Raw genomic sequence first — 21858 nt, 5'->3', positions numbered from 1 at the left:
AGGAGTGCACGCGCGAGGAGTGCACGCGCGAGGAGTGCACGCGCGAGGAGTGCACGCGCGAGGAGTGCACGCGCGAGGAGTGCACGCGCGAGGAGTGCACGCGCGAGGAGTGCGCAGCGCGCGAGGGGTGCACGCGCGAGGGGGTGCGCGAGCCGGCGGCGCGGGGGCATACCGGGGCGGGACTCAGCGGACGGGCGGCGGGAGGTACATGGCCGCGAGAAACCGCGAGCGCCCGCTCCGACGGACGTCGGGGCGGGCGCTCGGCGTTACCGGTTTGGCAGGTCAGGGGGCCACGTAGGTCACGGTGATCTGCTGGTACCCAAGGGACCGCAGCAGCCCTTCCAGCATCTTGCGGGTGTTCTCCTCGGCGCGGGCGGAGAGCCCGCTGTCACGGGCGGCAGCGGTGATCCGCTCCTCGGCGAGCTTGTAGACCTGCTGCTGCCGGTTGGGGTCGTTGCCGACCAGGTCACCGAGCCGGTTGAGCAGACCACGCTGCTCCGCGAAGACGTAGCTCTTCTCCATGTCGAGATTCGTCTCGCCGAGTTGCGGCGCGGGCAGCTTGATCTCGACGGACTTGCCGTCGGCGGACTGGACGATGGCACCGTCACCGATCTTGGTGAAGTCGACGTACGCCTCGACACTGCCCGCTCCGACGAACAGGGTGCGCTCGTTGAGCAGGAAGTCCGGCACGTTGCGCCTGTCGTTCTGGGTGTCGACGACCACCTGGAAGTTGCCCTCCGCGGCCACGTAACGGCTGAGGTCCTGGATCGACTTCAGCAGCGTTGGCTGGCTGCGGTCGGTCTGCTCCTTGGCGAACGGGTTGCGGAAGTCCGGCAGGAAGCCGGTCGCCTGGACGCCGAGCAGCACCACCACGGCCAGTGCGGCGGCGCCGAGCAGCAGGAGCAGGCCGCGCGCGGCCCCACCACCACCGCCACCGTCGCCACCGGCCACCGGGCCGCCGGGCGGGCCGGCGGGTGGGTCACCGGGGCCACCGGGGCCGCCAGTACCTCCGGAGCCGCCCGGTGTATCGAAGGTCGGCTCGGGTGTAGCGGTCGACCGATCCCGGAGGGCGTCGCCGGTCGGGTAACCGGGGAACTCCCTCGTGGGCTCGTTGCTGCCAGCATCGCGGGCCATCACGCTCACCGTCCTCGTCAGACACGTCGTCTGTCAATGACGGTACGGCCCCACTGCGACAGTCGCGCGTCGAGCGTCAGGAAGTGACAGAAGGGCAGGTCAGGCGAACGCGGAGAGCCCGGTGAGCCGTTGCCCGACGACGAGTTGGTGGATCTCGGAGGTGCCCTCGTACGTCAGCACGCTCTCCAGGTTGTTGGCGTGCCGCATCACCGGGTATTCGCCGGAGACGCCGTTGGCGCCGAGGATGGTCCGGCACTGCCGGGCGATGGCCAGGGCCTCCCGCACGTTGTTCAGCTTGCCCACGCTTACCTGCTCGGGCCGCAGCCGGTGGGTGTCGGCGAGCCGACCCAGGTGCAGCGCGAGCAGTTGCGCCTTCACCAGCTCGACGGCCATGTCGGCGAGCTTCGCCTGGGTGAGCTGGAAGCCGGCGAGCGGGCGACCGAACTGGGTGCGGGTGGTGGCGTACGCCAGGGTGGTTTCCAGGCAGTCGCGGGCGGCGCCGATCGCGCCCCAGACGATGCCGTAGCGGGCCTCGGTGAGGCAGCTCAGCGGCGCCTTGAGCCCGACCGCCTCGGGTAGTTGGGCGTCCGCCGGGAGCCGGACGTCGTCGAGCACGATCTCGCCGGTCACCGACGCGCGCAGCGACATCTTGCGCCGGATCTCGCGGGCCGTGACGCCCGGCGTGTCCATGGGTACGGCGAAACCGCGCACGCCCTCGTCGGTGCGCGCCCAGATCACCGCGACGTCGGCGATCGGCGCGTTGGTGATCCACATCTTTCCGCCGGTGAGCAGCCAGTCGTCGCCGTCGCGGCGGGCCCGGGTGGTCATCGAGGCGGGGTCGGAGCCGTGGTCCGGTTCGGTCAGGCCGAAGCAGCCGATCGCCTCGCCGGTGGCCATCGACGGCAGCCAGCGTTGCTTCTGCTCCTCGCTGCCGAAGCGCCAGATGGCGTACATGGCGAGCGAGCCCTGCACCGAGACCAGGGAGCGGAGGCCGGAGTCGCCGGCTTCCAGCTCCTGGCAGGCCAGCCCGTAGGCGACCGCGGAGGCGCCGGCGCAGCCGTACCCGGTCAGGTGCATGCCGAGGAGTCCGAGCTTGCCGAACTCGCGGGCCAGGTCCCGGGCGGGCACCTGGCCGTCCTCGTACCAGTCGGCGACGTGCGGACGCACCCGGTCGTCGACGAGCTGACGGACGACGTCACGGATCTGCCGCTCCTCCTCGGTGAGCGACAGGTCCAGGTCGAGCAGGTCGAGTGAGGCGGTCATGGACGCCACCCTAACGAAGGTTCAGCGCGCGGAAGAAGGGCTCGTCACTCGATCGGCTCCGCGAGCACCAGGACCCGCGCGTGGATCTGGTTGCGCTGCTGCAGGGCGGCGCGCAGGGCACGGTGCAGCCCGTCTTCCAGGTAGAGCCCGCCGTTCCACTGCACGACGTGCGGGAAGAGGTCACCGTAGAAGGTGGAGTCCTCGGCGAGGAGCTTGTCGAGCGCCAACTCGCGCTTGGTGGTGATCATCTGATCCAGGCGCAGCGGACGGGGCGGGATCTCCGCCCACTGCTTCAGGGTCAGGTTGTGCTCCGGGTAGGGACGCCCGTCCCGGACCGCTCTGAAGATCACGACGGCACGCTCCCCTCCCCGTGGCCGGGCCGACCGACAGCGCCGAGCCGGGCCGCGGCGGGCACCGCGGCGCGGCACCGATGACCGTGCCAGCCTAGCCGCCCAGTCCCCGTTGCGTTCTGCTCCCTGATGTCAGTTTCGCTACCGCTCGTCCGATCCTCAACCGGACGAACAGGACACCGCGCTCAGCTCCACCTGCCGCGCCGGACAACCTCGTCCACTCCACGACGCCCACGGCGCAGCGACGGTGACCGATGGTCGGGTGCCCGGTAACCGATTGTGACGGCACCGATGGGTTGGTACTCCACCGGCACGCCGAACGCGTCCCGGTAGCTGGCCAGCCGCTGCGGCGCGATGCCGAAGAAACAGGCCCCCAGCCCCTCGTCCACGGCGGTCAGCAGCATCAGCAACGCCGCGAAGCCGGTGTCCACGTGCCAGTACGGCACCGGCCACCGATCGGTGGACCGGTCCGTCCAGCCCTTGTCCGGCTCGGCGTAGCGCCGCAGGTAGGCCGACTCGTTGGCGTGCGGCACCACGATGAGCGGCGCCCGGCGCATCCCGGCCAGCCAGCGTTCCCGTCCGCCGCCGTCCGGGGTGGTGGCCGCCCAGAACCGCTCCCGGTCGGCGGGCTCCTCCAGCACCAGGAAGCCCCAGCCCTGGGCGAACCCGGCCGACGGGGCGCGGATCGCGTGGTCGAGCAGCCGTTCCACCACGTCGGGCGGGACCGGACGGTCCGGGTCGTAGTTGCGCACCATCCGCCGACGCCGGACGACCTCGGCGAACTCCATCAGGCCCCGGGCCGGATGCCCCAGGCACCCCGCCAGGTCGTGCCGGGCTTGAGCGAGAGCAGGTCCCTCCCCGACCGGAACGCGTCCGGCGGGCAGGTCATCGGCTCGATCGCCACCGAGCGGCGATGCCGCTCACCGGTGAGCGCGTCCCCGGTGAACACCTGCCACCAGCCGAACTCCGCGTCCGCCCAGATGTGCACACCCGTCGAACCGTCCGGGGCGGACAGGCTCACCGACGAGCCGCCGTCGGCGTCGCGGATCACCTCGCCGAAGCACAGGTCGAGCTCGGCGGCGCCGATCCGGCGCGGGCTCGTCCAGTCGTACTCGGTGCCGGCCACCGGCGTCGCGCCGATCGGCAACAGCCGCCCGTCGACGAGCATCCGGGTACGGGTGGGCAGCCGCATCACCAGGTCGTCGACCGCGACGCCCGGCAGTTGCAGGTACGGGTGCACGGAGAAGCCGAACGGCGCTGCCTCGCCACCGATGTTCGTCACCTCGTGCTCGGCGCGCAGCCCGTCCGCGTCGACGCTCCACCGGCTGAGCAGCCGCAACGGCCACGGGTAGCCGGGCTGCGGCGGCAGGTCGTAGCCGAGGGTCACGGCGGCCTCCGACTGCTCCACCAGACGCCACGGCACCCAGTTGACCAGCCCGTGGATCGCCACGTGCCGCTCCGGCTCGGTGAGCGGGAGCTGGTGCGCCCGCTCGCCGAACGAGTAGCGGCCATCGCGGATCCGGTTCGGCCAGGGCGCCAGCACCTGTCCGGCGCAGCCGGGGCAGACCTCGTCGGTCTGGTAGCCGTCGACCAGGTCGACGCCGTCGTGCCGGTACGTCCGGAGCCCACCACCCACCTCCACGATGACGGCCTCGTGGCCGGCGGCGGAGATGGTCCACTGGGCGCCGGAGAACGCGCGCTGCTCGGGGCTTTCCATGTCGGCGACCCTAACCGGTCACGTCCGGTCCCCGCTCGACGCCGCCGCCCGGTAGCGCAGCAGTGCCGGGAACGCGACCGCGAGCACCACGACGAGCACCGCCGAGGCGAGCCCGCCCGCCACCCAGGCCACCCCGCCGCCGAACCCGGCGGCCATCGTGCCGGCCCGCAGATCGCCCAGCCGCGGACCACCGGCCACCACCACCGTGTTGACGCCCTGGAGCCGGCCCCGCATCCGGTCCGGCGCGTAGACGAGCAGCATCGACTGGCGCAGCACCGCGCTGACCAGGTCGGCGGCCCCGGCCACGGCGAGCAGGAGGACCATCAGCCAGAGCTGGTGGGCGAGCCCGGCCGCGGCGATGGCGACTCCCCAGGCGACCACCGCGACCACCAGGCCGAGCCCCTGCCTGCGGAGCCGGCCGATCCAGCCGGAGGTCAACCCACCGATCATCGAACCGATCGCGATGGCGCTGTAGAGCAGGCCGACCGCACCGCCGCCGCCGAACCTCTCGTGGGCGATCTCCGGGAAGAGCGCCCGCGGCATGGCGAGGATCATCGCGATCAGGTCCACGCCGAAGGACAGCAGCAGCACAGGTGTGGTGGCCAGGTAGCGGAATCCGTCCACCACACTGGCCAGGCCGGCGCGGCGCGGTTCACCGTCGGTGGTCGGCTCGGGCGGCAGCGCGGGCAGGCGCAGCGCCGCCCAGAGCATCGCGGTGAACAGCACCGCGTCGACCCCGTACGCGATGGGCAGGACCACGGTGGTGTCCGGCGAGGCGGCGAGGATCAGGCCGGCGGCGAGCGGACCGGCCACCGAGGCGGCGGTGAAGGTCGTGTAGTTCAGGGTGGTGGCGGACGCCACCAGGTCGTCGGGCACCAGGCGGGGCAGCATGGCGCTGCGGGCCGGCGAGGTGATCGCGAACGCCACCGACTGCACCGCCATCAACGCCAGCAGCAGCACCGGGCTGCCCACGTTCAGCAGGGCCTGGACCAGCAGCCCGAGGGTGGACGCCCAGAGCAGGACCGACCCGCCGAGCAGCACGGCGCGGCGGTCGTGGGCGTCGGCGACCGCGCCACCCCAGAGCCCGAAGATCAGCAACGGTACGAAGGCGGCCACGCCCAGCAGGCCCACCCAGAACGAGTCCCGGGTCAGGGCGTACATCTCCACCGGGACCGCGACGGCCGTGAACTGGAACCCGAACATCGCCACGGTGTTGCCGAGCCACAGCCGCCGGTAGGCGGGCACCCGCAGCGGACGTACGTCGATCGCCCAGCGGCGCGCTCCGCGCGCCCGGGCCTCCCGCACACCCGTCACGGCGCCAACCGCTCGACGATCCAGTCACCCTCGTCGAGGCGGAAGCGGAGCCGGTCGTGCAGGCGTCCGGCCCGGCCCTGCCAGAACTCCACCGACTCGGGTCGGACCCGCAACCCGCCCCAGTGCGGCGGCATCGGGATCTCCGCCTCGCCGGCGAACCGCTCGGTCACCTCGCGGTAGCGCTCCTCAAGCGTCGCCCGGTCCGTCACCACCTGCGACTGCGGGCTGGCCCAGGCGCCCAGTTGGGAGCCGCGCGGCCGGCTGGCGAAGTACGCCGCGCTCGTCGCCCGGTCGACCGGCACGACCCGCCCGGCCACCACCACCTGCCGCTGCATGGGAAACCACGGAAAGACCAGGCTGGCGTACGGGTTGTCGGCCGCCTCGACGCCCTTGCGGGACAGGTGGTTGGTGAAGAAGACGAAGCCGTCGGGGTCGTACCCCTTGAGTAGCACCGTCCGACCGCTCGGCCGGCCGGCCGCGTCCGCGGTGCCCACCACCATCGCGTTCACCTCGGGTAGCCCGAAGGCCACCGCGTCGGCGAACCAGCTGTCGAACTGGGTGTGCCAGTCGGCGGCCAGGTCAGCTTCGGTCAGGCCCCGGTCCGCGGCGTACTCGTTACGCATCGCGGCCGGGGCGGGTGTGTCGCCCGTCACGTCCCCACTCCTTCTCGGCAGGTCCGCCCGCGCCCTCCCGCGCTGGCCAGCCCGCCCTGCCCAGTCTCACCGAGTCCGGCGGAGAATGCGCGTCCGGGGATGTCGCGTGCAGCACAGTCGCCGTGGGTCGCGTATCCGGTTACTCAGCAGGCAAGATGTTCCGAACACATCCCTGAGGGTCGCCTGAGGCGCTCGGCCGACCGGGCCGGATGAGCCGACTCGGGCGCACCGACCAGATCCAGGAGAGCGACATGGCCGATTTCAAACCCGGGCTGGAGGGCGTCGTCGCCTTCGAGACCGAGATCGCCGAACCCGACCGCGAGGGTGGCGCGCTGCGCTACCGCGGGGTCGACATCGAGGATCTGATCGGTCAGGTCTCGTTCGGCAACGTGTGGGCGCTGCTCGTCGACGGCCGCTTCGGGCCGGGTCTGCCACCGGCGGAGCCGTTCCCGGTGCCGGTGCACTCCGGGGACATCCGGGTCGACGTGCAGTCGGCGGTCGCCATGCTCGCCCCGTACTGGGGGCTCAGCCAACTGCTGGACATCTCCGACGAGCAGGCTCGCGAGGACCTGGCTCGGGTGTCGGTGACCGCGCTCTCCTTCGTGGCCCAGTCGGCTCGGGGCCTCGGCCTGCCGGCGGTGCCGCAGAAGGAGATCGACAAGGCGCAGACGATCGTCGAGCGGTTCATGAAGCGGTGGCGCGGCGAGCCCGACCCGCGGCACGTCAAGGCCGTCGACGCGTACTTCATCTCGGCCGCCGAGCACGGTCTGAACGCCTCCACCTTCACCGCCCGCATCGTCGCCTCCACCGGAGCGGACGCGGCGGCCTGCATCTCGTCGGGCATCGGCGCCCTCTCCGGCCCGCTGCACGGCGGCGCGCCGTCCCGGGTGCTCAGCATGCTCGAGGCGGTGGAGCGCAGCGGCGACGCGGAGGGCTACGTCAAGGGCGTGCTCGATCGCGGCGAGCGGCTGATGGGCTTCGGCCACCGGGTCTACCGGGCCGAGGACCCGCGCGCCCGGGTGCTGCGGCGCACCGCCAAGGAGTTGGGCGCGCCGCGCTTCGAGATCGCCGAGGCGTTGGAGAAGGCGGCGCTCGCCGAGTTGCAGGCCCGTCGCCCGGACCGGGTGCTGGCCACGAACGTCGAGTTCTGGTCGGCCGTCGTGCTGGACTTCGCCGAGGTGCCTGCGCACATGTTCACCTCGATGTTCACCTGCGCGCGGATGGGCGGTTGGAGCGCGCACATCCTGGAGCAGAAGCGCCTTCAGCGGCTGGTCCGCCCGTCCGCCCTCTACGTCGGCCCGGAGTCGCGCAAGCCGTCCGGCGTCGAAGGCTGGGCCGCCATCCCGCACGGCGTCTGACCTGTCGCAGGAGGGCCCCTCCGCTACGTCCGGCGTAGCGGAGGGGCCCTTCCGCACGTCAACCGAGCGGTCGCCGCCGAGGTGTGGCGAAGGACTCAGCCCGGCCCCCGGGGGCACGGCTTCCACCGATGGGTCCGGGTGCGAGGATGAGGGCCGGCAGTGTCGCCGGGCCCGCCCTCGCCCTTGCGGAAGGATCTTCAAGACCGTGGCTGACGCACCGACCATCCGGATTCCCGATGACCTCAAGCCCGCCGACGGACGCTTCGGCTGCGGCCCGTCCAAGGTCCGCCCCGCGGCGGTGTCCGCACTTGCCGAGGTCGCCACCAGCTACCTGGGCACCTCGCACCGCCAGAAGACGGTCCGCGACCAGGTGGCCCGGCTGCGCTCCGGCATCGCCGAGTTCTTCTCGCTGCCCGAGGGTTACGAGGTCGTGATCGGCAACGGCGGCACCACCGCGTTCTGGGAGGTCGCCACCTTCGGCCTGGTTCGCGACCGGGCCCAGTTCGCCAGCTTCGGCGAGTTCGGCGCCAAGTTCGCCAAGTCGGTGAAGGACGCGCCGTTCCTCGGTGAGCCGACAGTTCGCAAGGCCGAGGCCGGCAGCGCGCCGAGCCTGGTCGCCGAGTCCGGCGTGGACACGTACGCGACTCCGCAGAACGAGACGTCCACGGGCGTGGCCGTCCCGATCAGCCGGGTGGCCGGCGCCGACGAGGGCGCGCTGCTGCTCGTCGACGCGACCTCCGGCGCGGGTGGCCTCGACGTCAACGTCGGCGAGACCGACGTCTACTACTTCGCTCCGCAGAAGTGCTTCGGCTCCGACGGTGGGCTCTGGCTGGCCCTGATGTCACCGGCCGCGCTCGACCGCGCCGCCGAGATCAAGGCGTCCGGGCGTTACATCCCCGCCTTCCTCGACCTGGTCACCGCGATCGACAACTCGCGGCTGGAGCAGACCTACAACACCCCGGCGCTGGCCACCATCTTCCTGGCCGCCGAGCAGACCGACTGGATGAACGCGCAGGGCGGTCTGGCCTGGGCCGCCAAGCGCACCGCCGAGAGCGCCGCCACGGTGTACGGCTGGGCGGAGCGGTCCACCGTGGCCAGCCCGTTCGTCGGCGACCCGGCGCTGCGCTCCAACGTGGTCGCCACGATCGACTTCGCCGACGGGGTGGACGCCACCGCGATCGCGAAGGTGCTGCGCGCCAACGGCATCGTGGACACCGAGCCGTACCGCAAGCTCGGTCGCAACCAGCTGCGGGTGGCGTTGTTCCCGGCCGTCGAGCCGACGGATGTCGAGGCGTTGACCGCGTCCATCGACTACGTCATCGAGCGACTCTGACGTTCGTCACGGTCGGTGTTCGTTGGGGCCTCCACGGACACCGACCGTGATCATCGCTGCAGCTCAGTCGCGACATGCGGGGTGTCGCTTCCCCCACCCCGAGACAGATGCGCGTACGGTGGTCCGAGACGCCTGGGTGGCCGACTCGTGGCGTGCGGCCAGCGAAGCGGGACGGAGGCAACGCTATGCGCCCAGTACGCTTCGTCGCCCTCTCCGAGGACGGCCATGCCCTGGTTCTCGCCGACGAGGTCGGGCGGTTGCTCGCCCTGCCGATCGACGACCGGATCTCGGGTGCGCTGCACGCCGAGCCCGGCGCGCCGCCGCTGCCGGCGGCACCGACCGCCGCCGACCCGATTCCCTCACTGTCCCCTCGGGACATTCAGGCCCGCATCCGCTCCGGTGAGTCCGCCGAGGATGTCGCCCGGATCGCCGGCGTGCCCGTCGACCGGGTGCTGCGCTATGCCGGCCCGGTGCTCCAGGAGCGGGCGATGCTCGCTCAGCACGCCCGCCGCACCCGGCTCAAGGGCGCGGAGAAGCCCACCCCGTTGGCCGAGGTGGTAAACGGTCGGTTGAGCCAGCACGGCATCGACACCGAGAAGATCTCCTGGGACGCCTACCGGCGGGACGACGGCACCTGGCGGATCATCGCCACCTGGCCGTCCGGCAAGGCCACGGCGCAGGCCATCTGGGATCTCGACAAGACCCGGCAGTCGGTCGCCCCGCACGACGACATGGCGCAATACCTGTGTGCCGAGCGGCCCACGCCGATCCTCGGCCAGGAGCCGGCGCCGGAGCGGGGCGGGCACGGCCTGCCCGGTCCCTCGCGCGGCGAGCCGAGCCGTGGTGGGCACGGGTTGCCGGCGGCGTCCGAGCATCCGCGCCCGGGCCGGGACCCGATCCGGGCCGGTCGCGACGCGCTGCTCGCCTCGCTGGACCGCCCGCTCGGCGCCTCGTCGGGTCGTGGTCTCGAGCCGCGTACCCCGGCTGCTCTTGCCGGTTCGGACGCGCCTCGGCAGCGGCCGGTCGGCGGGGGTGCCGCCGCGCTGCTCGGCGGCGGCCAGGGGTCGGCCTTCGACGACGACTCGGATGCGCCCAAGGAGGTGCCGGCCGTGCCGTCGCTGGCGGTGCTGCGGCCTCGCCGCACGGGCGCGGCGGCGGCAGCCGCCGGTGGTGAGTCCACGGATGCCAACGGCAAGCCGCGCAAGCGCCTGCCGAGCTGGGACGACGTGCTCTTCGGCAGCGGGCCGGCGGCGCGCGAGTCTTCCTGAGCCTGCGCGTCGACGGGTGGTGCACAGCCACCCGTCGACGCGAAACCCGCGGGCCTCACCGAGTGTCTTCAGCGCCGATGCCGGCGACCTCGCGTACGGCGTCGGCGACGGCCCGGAAATCCTTCTTGAGGATCGCACCGTGGTTGCTGGTGACCTTCGCGGCGATCTGGATGTGCGGGTTGCGGGCGGTCACCGCGTCGAGGCTGGCACGGATCTTCTCCTGCTCGTCACCGCGACTGCCGAGGGACGTGCCGGAGGCGACGACGTATCGCACCGGCACGGTGATGCTGTCGAGCAAGGGGCCCAGCTCGCGCTCACGGGACAGTCTGCCCAGCTCGATGTTGCTGTCCGCCATCTGCTCGGCATTCATTCGCGGGGTCAGACCGGTGGGGCGCAGTAGGGGCATGAACACGTTCATCCGCCGGAACATCTTCCGGATCCGCTGCTCCATGGCCTCGTCGAGCCAGTCGTGCGGGAACGCGCCGTCCACCAGGACCGCGCCGACGGTGCGCCCTGGGTTCCGGCTGGCCCAGTGCGCCCCGACGACCGCCCCGTAGGACCAGCCCACCACCAGCGCGCGGTCCACACCCCGGGCCGCGAGGACGGCGTCGACGTCCCGGACGGCGGCCTCGAAGGAGTAGTCCGCCGACCGCTTCGACGTCCTGCCGCGAGCCCGCTCGTCGTAGGTGATGTGCCGCCAACCCGTGCCCAGGTCGGCGATGACCCGACGCCAGTACCCCTGGGTGGCGAACTGACCGTTGAGGTAGACCACTGGTACACCGGGACCGCCGGTGTCGGTGACGGCCAGAGCCGTGTCGTCGACCGGCACCAGGCCGGTCCACGTCGAACTGGTCGAGGACATGCTGTTGTTCGTCATCGGGTTCCGTCCTGTTCAGAGGCTGCGGGCGACGATGTCGCCGTGGGAGGTGGTGGCGCGGATGTCCAGTGCGGTGGTGCCGTCGTTGCGGAGGGCGTTGCTGACCCGGCCGTGGCCGGTGCCGGCGTCCAGCGCGGCTGAGACGCCGGCGGCGGCAGCGACCGAGATGTCGCCGGACTGAGTCGTCAGCACGACGGTGCCGTGCGTGGCTTCGGCGATCCGGATGTCGCCCCTGGTGGTGCTGATCTCGGCGGGGCCGGTGAGCCGGCCGACCTCGACGTCGCCGTCGATCGCGGTGAGGCGGACGCTCGCCGCCTCGTCGATCTTGATCTGGCGGTACGCGCCGTCGAAGGTGACGTCGCCGAGGCGCCCGACACCCCGCAGCTCGGCGCTGGCGGCCGTGGCGTCGATGCGGGAGTCGGCGGGCAGTCGAACGGTCACCTGCAGGGATCCGGAGGGACCGACGAGCGGGTTGCCGGGGGTTGCGGCCGTGATCCGCAGGACGCCGTCGGCGTACGTGACGGTGGCCTGTTCGGCGGCCCTGGCGTCGCGGCTCTTGGTCGGGTCGGTGGGCAGGATCTCGACTGTGGTGTCGACGCGGTCCGCGGCGATGAGCTGGATGCGCCCGGCAGGGATGTTCAGGATGGCGGAGATCGGGGCGGGGGTGTCGAACGTCTTCATCATTCTCTCCGGTGCTCGTTCGTTGTTTCTGATATCAGAAACGCTACGTTGCTTTCCAACATCGGGCAACAGACTCGTTGCGTTCGGAAGGAGTTTTAGCAGTTCAAAGCCTCAGTTTCATTGCAACAAGCGTGCCGGATAACGCAACGGCTGACCCGTGGCTGTTGCAATGGGTAAGAAGTGAACGCTATGGTGAGAGGACCACGAGGCCGCTACGAAGGATCACCAGGGAGATGAGATGCCGGGAGGCCGACTCACCCAGCAGGAACGCCAACAGATCGCGTTGGGGCTTGTCGACAGCCTCCCCTACGCGGAGATCGCCCGACGTCTCGACCGACCCACCTCGACGATCACCCGCGAGGTGATGCGCAATGGTGGCCCCATGGGCTACCGCGCCGACCTCGCGCACCGCGCCACCGAACGCCGCGCCCACCGGCGCAGGCCGGCTACCTCCCGCCCGACGGCAGCGGTCCTCCCGCAGCACGGGCGCGACGCCGAGGCCGTGGCCGACTACGAGGAGGCGTTCACCACCGTCCTCATGGCGTCGGGTCTGAACAAGATGGGGGCCCGCGTGTTGACCTGCCTGTTCACCACCGACGCGGGCGCCCTCACCGCGTCCGAGCTCGCCCAGCGCCTCCAGGTCAGCCCGGCGTCCATCTCCAAGGCGATCAGCTTCCTGGAGGGCCAGAGCCTGGTCCGCCGCGAACGCGACGAACGCCGCCGCGACCGCTACGTCGTCGACAACGAGCTGTTCTACCAGGCTACGATCGCCAGCGCCCGAGCCAACGACCAGCTCGTCGCCACCGCGCGGCAGGGCGTCGCCCTCCTCGGTGCGCACACCCCGGCCGCCGCCCGCCTGGAGAACATCGCCCGCTTCCTCGACTTCATGAGCGAGAGCATCGTCCGCGCCGCCGAACAGGCCCGCGAAGTCCTCCGCAGTGGACCCGAGACCGCCGCTGCCGCACCGATCTCGGACTAAGGCCTTTTTCATAAGGGCGGTCGAGCCGAGGCGGAGTCCGGGCGGCGATCCGGCAAGGCGCGGTTTCGTTCGGATACCGATGTTGTATCCGGGCGAAACCGCAACGCCGCCGGTCGTCGTCCGGGCCCGCCGCAGGCCGGCCAGTTCTTATGAAACAGGCCTTGGGCGCAGGTGCCCGTGCGGCTCGTTCCTACGACGACGCCGGGCCAGAGCGGCGAGGCGGCGAGGCGGCGAGGCGGCGAGGCGGTCGTAGCGCGAGCCCCGGGAGTCACCGCGCACACGCGTAGCCGCGCGACCTGCGCGCCGAGGTGGTCGATCGACTCGGAGGGCGGGTGGACCGCGACGAAGAGCCGCAACCGACGCTCAGCGGTGCCGTTGCCAGTGCCCGGCTCGGGCCGCGGGCAGGGCCAGCCCGGCCGCGTGCAGTACACCCTCCACCCGGACCCGCTCGATTTCCTGGTCGACGCCGGACAACTCGGCGAGGTGTTCGGTGATGCCGAGGGCGCGGCAGGCCAACCGGAGCCGGTCGTCGTACGCCTGCAGGAGCGCGCCGTGCCAGACCATCGACCGACCGCTGCCGCCGAGGCGCTGGCCGCCGAGGCGGCGCAGGTCGGCGGCGAGCTGTTCCAGGGGCCGACGGTCGACCCTGTCGAAATCGCTGAGGTCGATGTCCCGGGTCAGCGCGTCGGCCTCGACGGCCCGGTCCAGGCGGGCGATGGTGCGCTTCTCCCGGCTGCGCTCCCGCCACTCGGACCAGCCGCAGACGACCCGGTCGAGGATCTCGTCATAGCAGAAGAGCAGGGCGAATGCCGCCGGCAGGCTGGCAACGGCAAGGAACGCCAAGGCCAGCATCAGCGCGCGTCCGACTCCCACGCATCGACGCTAAGCCCAGTCGTGCCGACTCGCCAGCGATTTGGCCGCATCCGCACGATCCGCTCAACGAGACGCGGTCCGAGCGGCGGTAAACCTCAGCAGTCGGCCGAGGTCACGTAGAAGCGGGGCATCGGGAGCACCCGGAAGCGCAGCCGGGCCCCGGAGCGGCGCAGCTGCCAGGTGAGGGCGATCAGCGCGGCGGCCAGTGAGATCAACGCTCCCATCCAGATGCTGGCACCGGCGCCGAAGTGCTCCGCGACCCAGCCGATGAGCGGCGCGCCGACCGGATTGGTGCCCAGGAAGACAAGCACCCACAGGGACATCACCCGACCCCGGAAGGCCGCGTCCACGCCCAGTTGAACCCGCTGGTTGGCGGCCTGGGCGAAGAAGACCATGAAGAAGCCGGTCGGCACCAGCAGCACCACGACAAGCCAGTACACCGACGCGAGGCCGACCAGGGTGCCGAAGCTGGCACAGGCGATCGCGGCGCCGAGCACCAGCCAGACGGACGGACGACTGCGTCGGCCGGTGCCGCTGAGGGCGCCGCCGAGCGCGCCGACGGCCAGCGCCGTGCTGAACAGGCCGAAGGAGGCGGCACCGGTGTGGAAGACCGTCTTCGCCAGCGCGGCCAGGGTGAGCTGGAAGTTGAAGAGCGACATGCCGATCACCGACATGACCGCCATCGGCAACAGCAGGTCGGGTCGACGCCACACGTACCGCAGTCCGTCGATGACCCGTGCGGACGCCCGCTCGTCGCGCGGCAGCAGGGCGTCGCGGTGCAGGTCGGCCGTTCGCATCCGGACGACGTTGACCAGGGGGGCGATGGAGCTGACGGCGGTGAAGAGGAAGACCGGGCCGACGTTGAACGCGGCGATGGCCAGGCCGGCGACGGCCGGGCCGACGATCCGGGCCGAGTTGAACACGGCGGCGTTGAGCGACAGCGCGTTGGGCAGCAGGGGTGTGCCGACGAGTTCGGAGACGAAGGCCTGGCGGACCGGGGTCTCCACGGCGTTGGCCGTGCCGAGCAGCGCAGCGAAGGCGAAGACGTGCCAGAGCTGCACCAGGTCGGTGAGGACCAGCAGGGACATGCCGAGCGCCAGCAGGCTCCAGAACGCGTTGGCGGCGAAGAGCAGCACCCGCTTGTCGTACCGGTCGGCCAGCCGGCCGGAGAGCAGGGTGAGCAGCAGCACCGGGGTGAACTGGCAGGCGGTGACCACGCCGAGCGCGGTGGCCGAATTGTTGGAGAGGTCGAGGACGAGCCAGTCCTGGGCGATGAACATCATCCAGACGCCGATCAACTTGATCAGCTGCCCGGATGCGAAGAGCCGGTAGTTGCGAACCTGTAGGGACTGGAACATCGTGCTCAGCTTGGCCTGCACTCTTGGTGCGCCTCCTTGGACGTACGCGTCATCGACAGGTGACGGCACGGCCCGGTGGGGCAGTGTGCGGCTCAGGCGCGAGCGAGCTGCTGGAGAATCTCGGCGGCCCTCTGCAGGGTCTCCCGTTCGTCCTCGTCGAGCGCGGCCAGCCGGTGGGCCAGCCACTCGTCGCGGGCCCGCTCGAACTGGTCGAGCACGGCGTGCCCTCCCTCGGTCGCCGCGAGGATGACCTGCCGACCGTCGGTCGGATGGGGTGTCCGCCGCACGAGGCCGCGGTCCTCCAACTTTCCGACGATCTTGGTCATCGTCGGTGGCTGCACCCGCTCGACGTCGGCCAGTTCCCGAGGGGTCATCGCACCCGCCAGCCGCAGGCTGGTGAGCGCGGAGACCTGGGTGACCGTGAGGTCGCCGACCGGTCGGGCCTGGCGGACCCGCCGGTTGAGTCGAGTGATCGCATCACGCAACTGGGGTGCCAGTTGCGCCGGTGGCACGCGTTTCGCCGTCACCGTCCGCTCCGTCACAGTAGTTAGCTTAACTAATGAGCATGGCTAACGACATCGGTTATGACCAGGCTCACGAGGAGGTTCGTGCTGTTCCGGGCGGGGAATCCTGTTCGACTCCCCGCCCGGACGCGGGTCAGAGCACGAGCGTCTCGATCGGCCCACGCAGGAAGTACAGCACGAACAGCGCGGCCACCCCGTACAGCAACGGGTGGACCTCCCGGGCCTTACCCCGTGCCAGTTTGAGCACCACGAAGGTGATCAGGCCGGCACCGATCCCGTTGGAGATGGAGTAGGTGAACGGCATCAGCACGATCGTGAGGAACGCCGGGATGGCGATCTCGTAGTCCGACCAATCGATCGTCCGGACCGCCGTCATCATCAGGAAACCGACCACCACCAGGGCCGTCGAGGCCGCCTCGAACGGCACGACCACCACGAGCGGCGCGACGAACATCGCCAGCAGGAAGAGCGTCCCGGTGACCAGGTTGGCCACGCCGGTCCGCGCGCCCTCCGCGACACCTGCGGCACTCTCGATGTACGACGTGTTGCTGGACGTGCTGGCCGCACCGCCGGCCGCCGCGGCGATCGAGTCGACGAGCAGGATCTCCTTGGCCCGCGGCGGGGTGCCCTGCTCGTCGAGCATGCCGCCCTCCTGGCCCACCGCCACCATCGTGCCCATGGTGTCGAAGAAGTCGGTGATCAGCAGCGTGAAGACGAACATCAGCACGACCAGCCAGCCGGCCCGCCCCCACGAGTCGAGCACGTTGAACTTGCCGAGCAGCGACAGGTCCGGCAGGTCGACGACCGTCTTCGGCAACTCCGGCACGTTCAGCGCCCAGCCCTTCGGGTTGGGCTTCCCGTCCACGAACGACGGGCCGATGTTGCCGATCGCCTCCACGATCACCGCCAGCACGGTGGAGGCGAGGATGCCGATCAGGATCGCGCCCCGCACCCGGCGCACCACGAGCACCAGGGTGATCAGCAGACCCACCACGAAGACCAGCAGCGGCCAGCTCAGCAGCTTGCCGCCGATGCCCAGGCCGACCGGGACCGTGGTGTTCGCGGCGTCCGGAAGCCGCCGGACGAAGCCGGCGTCCACCAGACCGATGATGGTCAGGAACAGACCGATACCGACCCCGATCGCGGTCTTCATCTGCGTCGGCACCGAACGGAACACCGCGGTCCGCAGACCGGTCAGCACCAACACCGCGATGATCACACCTTCGATCACCACCAGGCCCATCGCATCGGCCCAGGTCATCTCGGGGGCGATCTCGTACGCGATGAGCGCGTTCACACCCAGGCCGGCGGCGAGCGCCAGCGGGAACCGGCCGACCACACCCATCAGGATGGTCATCAGGCCGGCGACCAACGCGGTCCCGGCAGCCAGTGCGGCAATCGGCAGGGTCTTGCCGTCACCGTCGACGGCACCGCCCAGAATCAGCGGGTTGAGCACCACGATGTACGCCATCGTGAAGAAGGTCGCCAGGCCGCCGCGTACCTCACGGCCCACCGTCGAGCCACGGGCGGAAATCTCGAAGAACCGGTCGAAGCTGTTACGCGGGTGAGCGGGGTTGGGAGGTGTGCCGGTCTCGGGCGGCGCTACTGCCATCAGGTCCTCGCAGGTGATCTTCCGGTTGTCGCGCGCATCGTCCCAGATCACCGGCGGGCAGGGGAAGTGGATCGCGTACGCTTGCCGAATGCCGAACGAGCAGCCGCCGCGGCCGGCACCACTGGACCCGCCGATGGTGCCGTTCGCTCTCGCCGGGTTGGTCGCCTGGGCGGTGGTCGGGCTGGTCCTGCTGATCTTCTTCCGGGGCTGGCTGACCGACCACGGTCATCAGAACTGGCTCTGGACCTGCCTCGCCGGTTTCCTGTGGGGCTTCCCGGGCCTCGCCGTGATGCTGCGGCACGACGCCAACCGCCGCCGCCGCCGCCGCTGACCTGGCCACCGCGCCGGGACCACCCCGGCGCGCACGGTCAGGAGTGCCCGTACGGCTCCGCCGGCTCGGCCGCCTCCACCGAGCCCGGTGCGCGACTGACCGACATGGCCTCGACCGCGCTGTCGTCGTACACCGTCGGTAGCTCTTCGACAGCGGTCTCGGCCGCCTCGATGAGCGTCTCGGAGTGGGCGCCGCAACCGTGGTCGGCACTCACCACCCGGCCGTCGTCCGGCGCGTAGAAGTTGCCACAGGCCCCGAACGCCTGCCGCATCGCGCCAGCCAGCGGCAGGTAGAACCCGCAGGTGCCGCAGCGGGCGGCGGCCGGGGCGGCGGTGGAGATGGGCGCGGCGGGGCCGTGGTCGCCGTCATACCAGCGCTGCGCCGCCTCGATGCGACCCTCCCGGGAGAGCACGCGTGCCCGCCCGAGGCCCAACTCCCACGCGGTCTCCTCGACCGCCGGGTCGTCGGAGAGCAGGTAACCGGGCACCAGTCGATCGTCGTCCGGCGCGGTGGGCAGCAGATCACCCGGGCCCAGATCGCCGGGCTTGAGCCGCTCCTGCCAGGGCAGCCAACCGGGCGCGAGCAACGCGTCCGGGCCGGGCAGCAACACCGTCTCGCAGATGGTCACCATCTTGCTGCGCGACACCCGGGTGACGGTGACCGCCCACCGCCAGCCGCGATAGCCGGCGAGGAGGCACTCGAAGTAGTGGGTGACCAGGCGTTCGCCCTCGGCCACGACCTGCAGGTGGTCGCCGACGTCGTCGGCGTCCACCTCGGTGATGCCAGCGCGGGCCACCTCGACGGCGGCGGCACAGACCTGGTCGAGACGGGCGGCACGGGTGGTGGCGGGCCTTGTCACCTCTCCATTGTTCCCCATGCGCCCCGCAGGGGTGACAGTGACTCCCGGGGAACCTTTCCCCGCGGTGGTGCGGCGTACCCGGATCGGATGGGCGAGGATGGTGCACATGCCGTCGTACTCCCGCTCCGGGCGATCCGTCCTCGGGCGCACCGTCGGCACCGGCATTCGCGCCATTCGCCTGCTGTTTCGGGGTTCGGTGGGCAGCGGCCGCTGGGTGACCCGGCGGGCCGGTCGGGCCCGGGCCCGGGGTGCGGGCGGCGAGGTCGGCATGGTTCGCCTGTTCGACCTGCACGCGGTCTCCTGTGCCGGTGACACGCTGATCGCCATCGGCCTGGCCGGGACGATCTTCTTCAACGTCCCACTGGGCGAGGCCCGCAGCAAGGTCGCGCTCTACCTGCTGGTGACGATGGTGCCGTTCGCCATGCTCGCCCCCGTGGTGGGCCCGCTGCTGGACCATTTCCGGCACGGCCGGCGCTACGCCCTGGCGGCCACGATGCTCGGCCGCGCCTTCCTGGCCTGGTTGATCTCCGACTACATCCACGGCTTCGGGCTCTATCCGGCCGCGTTCGGGGTGCTCGCCCTGTCCCGGGCGTACGGTGTGGCCCGGTCGGCGGCGGTGCCCCGGCTGTTGCCGGAGGGGCTCGGCCTCTCCCAGGTGGGTGCCCGCGCCAGCGTCTACGGCACCGTCGCGGGCGCGCTGGTGGCGCCGATCGGGTTGGCCGCGTTCTGGTTCGGCCCGCAGTGGCCGCTGCGCGTCGCGTCGGTGATCTTCCTGATCGGCATGGTGATCTCGCTGCGATTGCCACCGAAGGCCGACTCGGAGCCACCGGAGCGGGTCCCCCGGCCGCTGCGCGCGCTGGGCCGACGCCGTGGCGACCGGCCGCTGGGTCGGGGGCGGCCCGCCGGCCGACTGGTGATCGCCACCCTGATCGGCGCCGCGACGCTACGCGCGGTGTACGGCTTCCTGCTGCTCTTCCTCGCCTTCGCGATCAAGAAGGGCGACCTGACCACCGTGGCGTTCGGCCGGGAATTGGGCGCCGAGTGGGCGTTGGGGCTGGTCGGCGGGGCGCTCGCGGTCGGCACCTTCCTGGCCACCGCCGTCGGCACCCGGCTGCGCATCCACCGACCGACAGCCATCCAGTCCAGCAGCATGATCATCGTGGCGGGCGTGGGGGTGCTCACCGTCATCCAGTTCTCGCTGGTGATGGTCGCCCTGCTCTGCCTGGTCGCGGCGCTGGTCAGCGGAATTTCGAAGCTGGCCGTGGACGCCTCGATCCAGGAGCGCATCCCGGAACGGCTGCGAGCGAGTTCCTTCGCCCACTCCGAGACGGCGCTGATGCTCGCCTTCGTCGCCGGCGGCGGGCTCGGGCTGGTGCCGTTCGACGGTCGGATGGGCATCGCGGTGGCCGCCGGGGTGGGCATCCTGGCCGCCGTCCGAGGTGTGCTTGTCGCGGCCCGGCTGCGCGGCGAGAGGCTTGCCGGCCGGCCGCTCGGCGACGACGAGCTGACCGAGGACGAACTGGCCGTGGACGAGCCGACGGACGCACCCGCGGCCTCCGCGCCCACCTCGCCGGCACCGGCGCAGAGCAGCTCCCCGCCGTACGAGGCTCCGGACCCGACCCCGCCGGGCTACCACATCTACCGGCCGTCCTCCGCTGTCGGCGGCCCGGGTGGCGGCGCCGACGAGGAGACCCGCCGCGAATCCCCCGGCTCGCTCTCGTGACCGGCCTGCTTGTCGTGACGGCGGTGCCAGCCGAAGCGGACGCGGTCCGTTCCGGGCTGACCGACCCGACCGTGACCGTCGCCCCGGTCGGTGTGGGTCCCGCCGTCGCCGCTGCCGCCACCGCACGCCTGCTGGTGCTTGCCGAGGCCGCCGGACGGCCGTACGGCGCGGTGGTCAGCGCCGGCGTGGCCGGCGGCTTCACCGGCCGGGCCGAGGTCGGCGACACGGTGCTCGGCACCGCCAGCATCGCCGCCGACCTGGGCGCCGAGTCACCGGACGGGTTCATCCCCGTCGACGACCTGGGCATGCCACTCGCGCTGCTCGGTGCCGGCAGCGTGGTGCGAGCGGATCCGGTCCTGCTGGCGGCACTGCGGGCCGCCCTCCCGGCGGCCACGGCCGGCCCGGTGCTCACGGTCAGCACGGTCACCGGCACCGCCGCCAGCACGGCAGAGCTGCGCCGCAGGCATCCGGAGGCAGTAGCCGAGGCCATGGAGGGGTACGGCGTGGCGGTCGCCGCGGCGCAGGCCGGGGTGCCCTTCGCCGAGTTGCGGACCATCTCCAACCCGATCGGCCCCCGTGATCGTGACGCCTGGCGGCTGCGCGAAGCCCTCACCGCCCTCACGGCGGCGGCCCCGGCGCTGCGCTCAACTACGGCCGCGTAGGACGGACTTCGAGGGTGAGCGCCGACGGCCGACCCGCCTGTACTTCGAATCCGCAGGCGAGCAGAAAGAGCACGTTGCCACCGTCGGCTATCGCGTGGACGGTCCGGATGTCAGCGACTGCCATCTCGCCGGCCAGCAGCTCGATCAGCTGACGCGCGATGCCCAGGGTCCGCAGGCCGGGAACAACGACAACGCCTTCCAGCACCAACTCACGCCGGTCGCCCCAGTCTTCGCCGAGGAGGAGGTCTACGCTTCGTTCGTGGGCCCTCAACTCGCCCACCGGACCAGCCCCGGGCACCTCGGCGAGGAATCGCCAGGCCGTGGCTGGCAGCCCTTCGGACGCCCGCCGAAATTGCACCTGGGCGCGGGTCTGGGCCCGTCGCCGTCGCTCGTCTCGCCCCGCTCGGTCCAGGTCGTAGGTCAAGTCCGGGACACGCACCGGCCATAACCGCTGCGGAAGGGTGTACGAGTGCACCCACCAGGCGCCCGGCCAATCCTTGAGGGTCCGAACCTGACGGACGTCCAGGTGCGCCGGATATCGACGACCGGCCTCGTCCCGTAGCTCATCCTCTGGCTCGCCGCCGGCCCGATGGGACGCGTCGCCCGGCAGCCCGATGGCGAGTTCACCACCGACGGCACGGACAAGCTGCTCCACCGTCCGGAACGCCGGCCCGACGCCATGCCCCGCCTCGATCCGAGCCACCGTGCTCTTCGGGATCCCGGCCCGCTCGGCGAGCTCGCGCTGGCTCAGATCGGCACGCCGACGCAGATCGCGCAGAATCGCCCCCACGTTGATCGCCCCCTTGTCAGCAGCCACCCGTCCATGGTTTTCCCCTGGCCTCGGGCCGTCAACGGCGCCTATCCATCTGTGGAAAACCCTGTGGATAATGTCAGCACGGCTGTGTATGACCCTTCGTCAGTGCCTGTAGAACTGCCCCACGAGTGGGGCGGGCTGACGAAGTCGTGGGCAACGCGAAGATCGACGGCCC

General features: G+C 71.4%; 22 protein-coding genes and 1 pseudogene. 7 read left to right on the top strand and 16 right to left on the bottom strand.

Translation table 11 applies throughout. The features are described from left to right. Positions 1-282: 282 nt before the first annotated feature. The 7 genes from ACGFH8_RS10460 to pdxH form a co-directional block, all read right to left on the bottom strand. Positions 283-1134 carry a DUF4230 domain-containing protein gene (locus ACGFH8_RS10460; protein WP_393365851.1) on the bottom strand — a complete coding sequence of 284 codons (852 nt, stop codon included), beginning with the start codon at positions 1132-1134 and terminating at the stop codon, positions 283-285. Positions 1135-1233: 99 nt separating this feature from the next. Further along, entirely contained in the window at positions 1234-2397 is a 1164-nt protein-coding gene (locus ACGFH8_RS10455; RefSeq protein ID WP_393365849.1) for an acyl-CoA dehydrogenase family protein, read from the bottom strand. A 44-nt stretch (positions 2398-2441) separates the two neighbouring features. Beyond that, the gene (locus ACGFH8_RS10450) at positions 2442-2747 is read right to left on the bottom strand and encodes a type II toxin-antitoxin system VapB family antitoxin (protein WP_357251917.1); all 306 of its coding nucleotides are present in this window, start codon (positions 2745-2747) and stop codon (positions 2442-2444) included. A 185-nt stretch (positions 2748-2932) separates the two neighbouring features. After that, positions 2933-3535: a nitroreductase family protein gene (locus ACGFH8_RS10445; RefSeq protein ID WP_393365846.1), complete on the bottom strand. Its 603-nt coding sequence runs from the start codon at positions 3533-3535 to the stop codon at positions 2933-2935. Continuing rightward, positions 3535-4464 carry an aldose 1-epimerase family protein gene (locus ACGFH8_RS10440; protein ID WP_393365845.1) on the bottom strand — a complete coding sequence of 310 codons (930 nt, stop codon included), beginning with the start codon at positions 4462-4464 and terminating at the stop codon, positions 3535-3537. Before ACGFH8_RS10440 ends, ACGFH8_RS10445 begins: the two co-directional genes overlap by 1 nt. An 18-nt stretch (positions 4465-4482) precedes the next feature. After that, positions 4483-5778 (bottom strand): MFS transporter, encoded by a 1296-nt coding sequence (locus tag ACGFH8_RS10435; protein WP_393365843.1) that lies wholly within the window; start codon positions 5776-5778, stop codon positions 4483-4485. Continuing rightward, positions 5775-6401, bottom strand: coding sequence for a pyridoxamine 5'-phosphate oxidase (gene pdxH / locus ACGFH8_RS10430; protein ID WP_393367062.1), 627 nt, complete (start codon positions 6399-6401; stop codon positions 5775-5777). The genes ACGFH8_RS10435 and pdxH overlap by 4 nt, the downstream gene beginning before the upstream one ends. Positions 6402-6682: 281 nt before the next feature. Between pdxH and ACGFH8_RS10425 the strand changes: the two genes are divergently transcribed. From ACGFH8_RS10425 to sepH, 3 genes are all read left to right on the top strand, one after another. Then, positions 6683-7789 carry a citrate synthase 2 gene (locus ACGFH8_RS10425; protein WP_393365841.1) on the top strand — a complete coding sequence of 369 codons (1107 nt, stop codon included), beginning with the start codon at positions 6683-6685 and terminating at the stop codon, positions 7787-7789. A 205-nt stretch (positions 7790-7994) separates the two neighbouring features. Next, the gene (serC, locus tag ACGFH8_RS10420) at positions 7995-9122 is read left to right on the top strand and encodes a phosphoserine transaminase (RefSeq protein WP_393365839.1); all 1128 of its coding nucleotides are present in this window, start codon (positions 7995-7997) and stop codon (positions 9120-9122) included. Between the two features lie 185 nt (positions 9123-9307). After that, positions 9308-10390 (top strand): septation protein SepH, encoded by a 1083-nt coding sequence (sepH, locus tag ACGFH8_RS10415; RefSeq protein WP_393365837.1) that lies wholly within the window; start codon positions 9308-9310, stop codon positions 10388-10390. A 55-nt stretch (positions 10391-10445) separates the two neighbouring features. Here the strand turns inward: sepH and ACGFH8_RS10410 are convergent, their stop codons facing one another. Both ACGFH8_RS10410 and ACGFH8_RS10405 read right to left on the bottom strand, forming a co-directional pair. Continuing rightward, on the bottom strand, positions 10446-11267 hold the full coding sequence (locus ACGFH8_RS10410) for an alpha/beta fold hydrolase (RefSeq protein ID WP_393365835.1): 822 nt from the start codon (positions 11265-11267) through the stop codon (positions 10446-10448). Positions 11268-11282: 15 nt separating this feature from the next. Next, positions 11283-11948 carry a DUF4097 family beta strand repeat-containing protein gene (locus ACGFH8_RS10405; RefSeq protein WP_393365833.1) on the bottom strand — a complete coding sequence of 222 codons (666 nt, stop codon included), beginning with the start codon at positions 11946-11948 and terminating at the stop codon, positions 11283-11285. 238 nt (positions 11949-12186) lie between these two features. Between ACGFH8_RS10405 and ACGFH8_RS10400 the strand changes: the two genes are divergently transcribed. After that, positions 12187-12927 carry a helix-turn-helix domain-containing protein gene (locus tag ACGFH8_RS10400; protein ID WP_393365831.1) on the top strand — a complete coding sequence of 247 codons (741 nt, stop codon included), beginning with the start codon at positions 12187-12189 and terminating at the stop codon, positions 12925-12927. 278 nt (positions 12928-13205) lie between these two features. Here the strand turns inward: ACGFH8_RS10400 and ACGFH8_RS10395 are convergent. From ACGFH8_RS10395 to ACGFH8_RS10375, 5 genes and pseudogenes are all read right to left on the bottom strand, one after another. Next, a pseudogene (locus ACGFH8_RS10395) lies at positions 13206-13283 on the bottom strand (RNA 2',3'-cyclic phosphodiesterase); the annotation flags it as partial. A 7-nt stretch (positions 13284-13290) separates the two neighbouring features. Beyond that, complete coding sequence (locus tag ACGFH8_RS10390; RefSeq protein WP_393365829.1) at positions 13291-13800, bottom strand: hypothetical protein; 510 nt, start codon at positions 13798-13800, stop codon at positions 13291-13293. A 95-nt stretch (positions 13801-13895) separates the two neighbouring features. Continuing rightward, positions 13896-15179 carry an MFS transporter gene (locus ACGFH8_RS10385; RefSeq protein ID WP_393365827.1) on the bottom strand — a complete coding sequence of 428 codons (1284 nt, stop codon included), beginning with the start codon at positions 15177-15179 and terminating at the stop codon, positions 13896-13898. 71 nt (positions 15180-15250) lie between these two features. Then, the gene (locus ACGFH8_RS10380) at positions 15251-15700 is read right to left on the bottom strand and encodes a MarR family transcriptional regulator (RefSeq protein ID WP_357251878.1); all 450 of its coding nucleotides are present in this window, start codon (positions 15698-15700) and stop codon (positions 15251-15253) included. A gap of 115 nt (positions 15701-15815) precedes the next feature. Further along, complete coding sequence (locus ACGFH8_RS10375; RefSeq protein ID WP_393367061.1) at positions 15816-17294, bottom strand: NCS2 family permease; 1479 nt, start codon at positions 17292-17294, stop codon at positions 15816-15818. Between the two features lie 88 nt (positions 17295-17382). On the opposite strand from ACGFH8_RS10375, the gene ACGFH8_RS10370 reads away from it, so the two are divergent. Beyond that, positions 17383-17625, top strand: coding sequence for a DUF2530 domain-containing protein (locus ACGFH8_RS10370; protein WP_393365826.1), 243 nt, complete (start codon positions 17383-17385; stop codon positions 17623-17625). A gap of 37 nt (positions 17626-17662) precedes the next feature. Here the strand turns inward: ACGFH8_RS10370 and ACGFH8_RS10365 are convergent, their stop codons facing one another. Continuing rightward, positions 17663-18592, bottom strand: coding sequence for a DUF3027 domain-containing protein (locus ACGFH8_RS10365; RefSeq protein WP_393365824.1), 930 nt, complete (start codon positions 18590-18592; stop codon positions 17663-17665). On the opposite strand from ACGFH8_RS10365, the gene ACGFH8_RS10360 reads away from it, so the two are divergent. Continuing rightward, on the top strand, positions 18591-20207 hold the full coding sequence (locus tag ACGFH8_RS10360; protein WP_393365822.1) for an MFS transporter: 1617 nt from the start codon (positions 18591-18593) through the stop codon (positions 20205-20207). The genes ACGFH8_RS10365 and ACGFH8_RS10360 overlap by 2 nt on opposite strands. Beyond that, entirely contained in the window at positions 20204-20869 is a 666-nt protein-coding gene (locus ACGFH8_RS10355; RefSeq protein WP_393365820.1) for a futalosine hydrolase, read from the top strand. The genes ACGFH8_RS10360 and ACGFH8_RS10355 overlap by 4 nt, the downstream gene beginning before the upstream one ends. Here ACGFH8_RS10355 and ACGFH8_RS10350 read toward each other — a convergent pair. Then, the gene (locus tag ACGFH8_RS10350; protein WP_393365818.1) at positions 20856-21686 is read right to left on the bottom strand and encodes a helix-turn-helix domain-containing protein; all 831 of its coding nucleotides are present in this window, start codon (positions 21684-21686) and stop codon (positions 20856-20858) included. The genes ACGFH8_RS10355 and ACGFH8_RS10350 overlap by 14 nt on opposite strands. Positions 21687-21858 lie beyond the last annotated feature (172 nt).

It is taken from the genome of Micromonospora sp. NPDC049175 (genome assembly GCF_043197345.1).
GTDB lineage: Bacteria > Actinomycetota > Actinomycetes > Mycobacteriales > Micromonosporaceae > Micromonospora.
The sequence above is the reverse complement of the archived record's forward strand: the minus strand, read 5'-3'. Positions and strand labels throughout refer to the sequence as shown.

Bases quoted from the DNA above. Each gene is read 5' to 3' on its own strand.
- sepH (WP_393365837.1), top strand. From the start codon at position 9,308: ATGCGCCCAGTACGCTTCGTCGCCCTCTCCGAGGACGGCCATGCCCTG.
- ACGFH8_RS10405 (WP_393365833.1), bottom strand. From the start codon at position 11,948: ATGAAGACGTTCGACACCCCCGCCCCGATCTCCGCCATCCTGAACATC.
- ACGFH8_RS10400 (WP_393365831.1), top strand. From the start codon at position 12,187: ATGCCGGGAGGCCGACTCACCCAGCAGGAACGCCAACAGATCGCGTTG.
- ACGFH8_RS10445 (WP_393365846.1), bottom strand. From the start codon at position 3,535: ATGGAGTTCGCCGAGGTCGTCCGGCGTCGGCGGATGGTGCGCAACTAC.
- ACGFH8_RS10455 (WP_393365849.1), bottom strand. From the start codon at position 2,397: ATGACCGCCTCACTCGACCTGCTCGACCTGGACCTGTCGCTCACCGAG.
- ACGFH8_RS10440 (WP_393365845.1), bottom strand. From the start codon at position 4,464: ATGGAAAGCCCCGAGCAGCGCGCGTTCTCCGGCGCCCAGTGGACCATC.
- ACGFH8_RS10360 (WP_393365822.1), top strand. From the start codon at position 18,591: ATGCCGTCGTACTCCCGCTCCGGGCGATCCGTCCTCGGGCGCACCGTC.
- ACGFH8_RS10410 (WP_393365835.1), bottom strand. From the start codon at position 11,267: ATGACGAACAACAGCATGTCCTCGACCAGTTCGACGTGGACCGGCCTG.
- pdxH (WP_393367062.1), bottom strand. From the start codon at position 6,401: ATGCGTAACGAGTACGCCGCGGACCGGGGCCTGACCGAAGCTGACCTG.
- ACGFH8_RS10370 (WP_393365826.1), top strand. From the start codon at position 17,383: ATGCCGAACGAGCAGCCGCCGCGGCCGGCACCACTGGACCCGCCGATG.
- ACGFH8_RS10460 (WP_393365851.1), bottom strand. From the start codon at position 1,134: ATGGCCCGCGATGCTGGCAGCAACGAGCCCACGAGGGAGTTCCCCGGT.
- ACGFH8_RS10375 (WP_393367061.1), bottom strand. From the start codon at position 17,294: ATGGCAGTAGCGCCGCCCGAGACCGGCACACCTCCCAACCCCGCTCAC.
- ACGFH8_RS10425 (WP_393365841.1), top strand. From the start codon at position 6,683: ATGGCCGATTTCAAACCCGGGCTGGAGGGCGTCGTCGCCTTCGAGACC.
- ACGFH8_RS10365 (WP_393365824.1), bottom strand. From the start codon at position 18,592: ATGTGCACCATCCTCGCCCATCCGATCCGGGTACGCCGCACCACCGCG.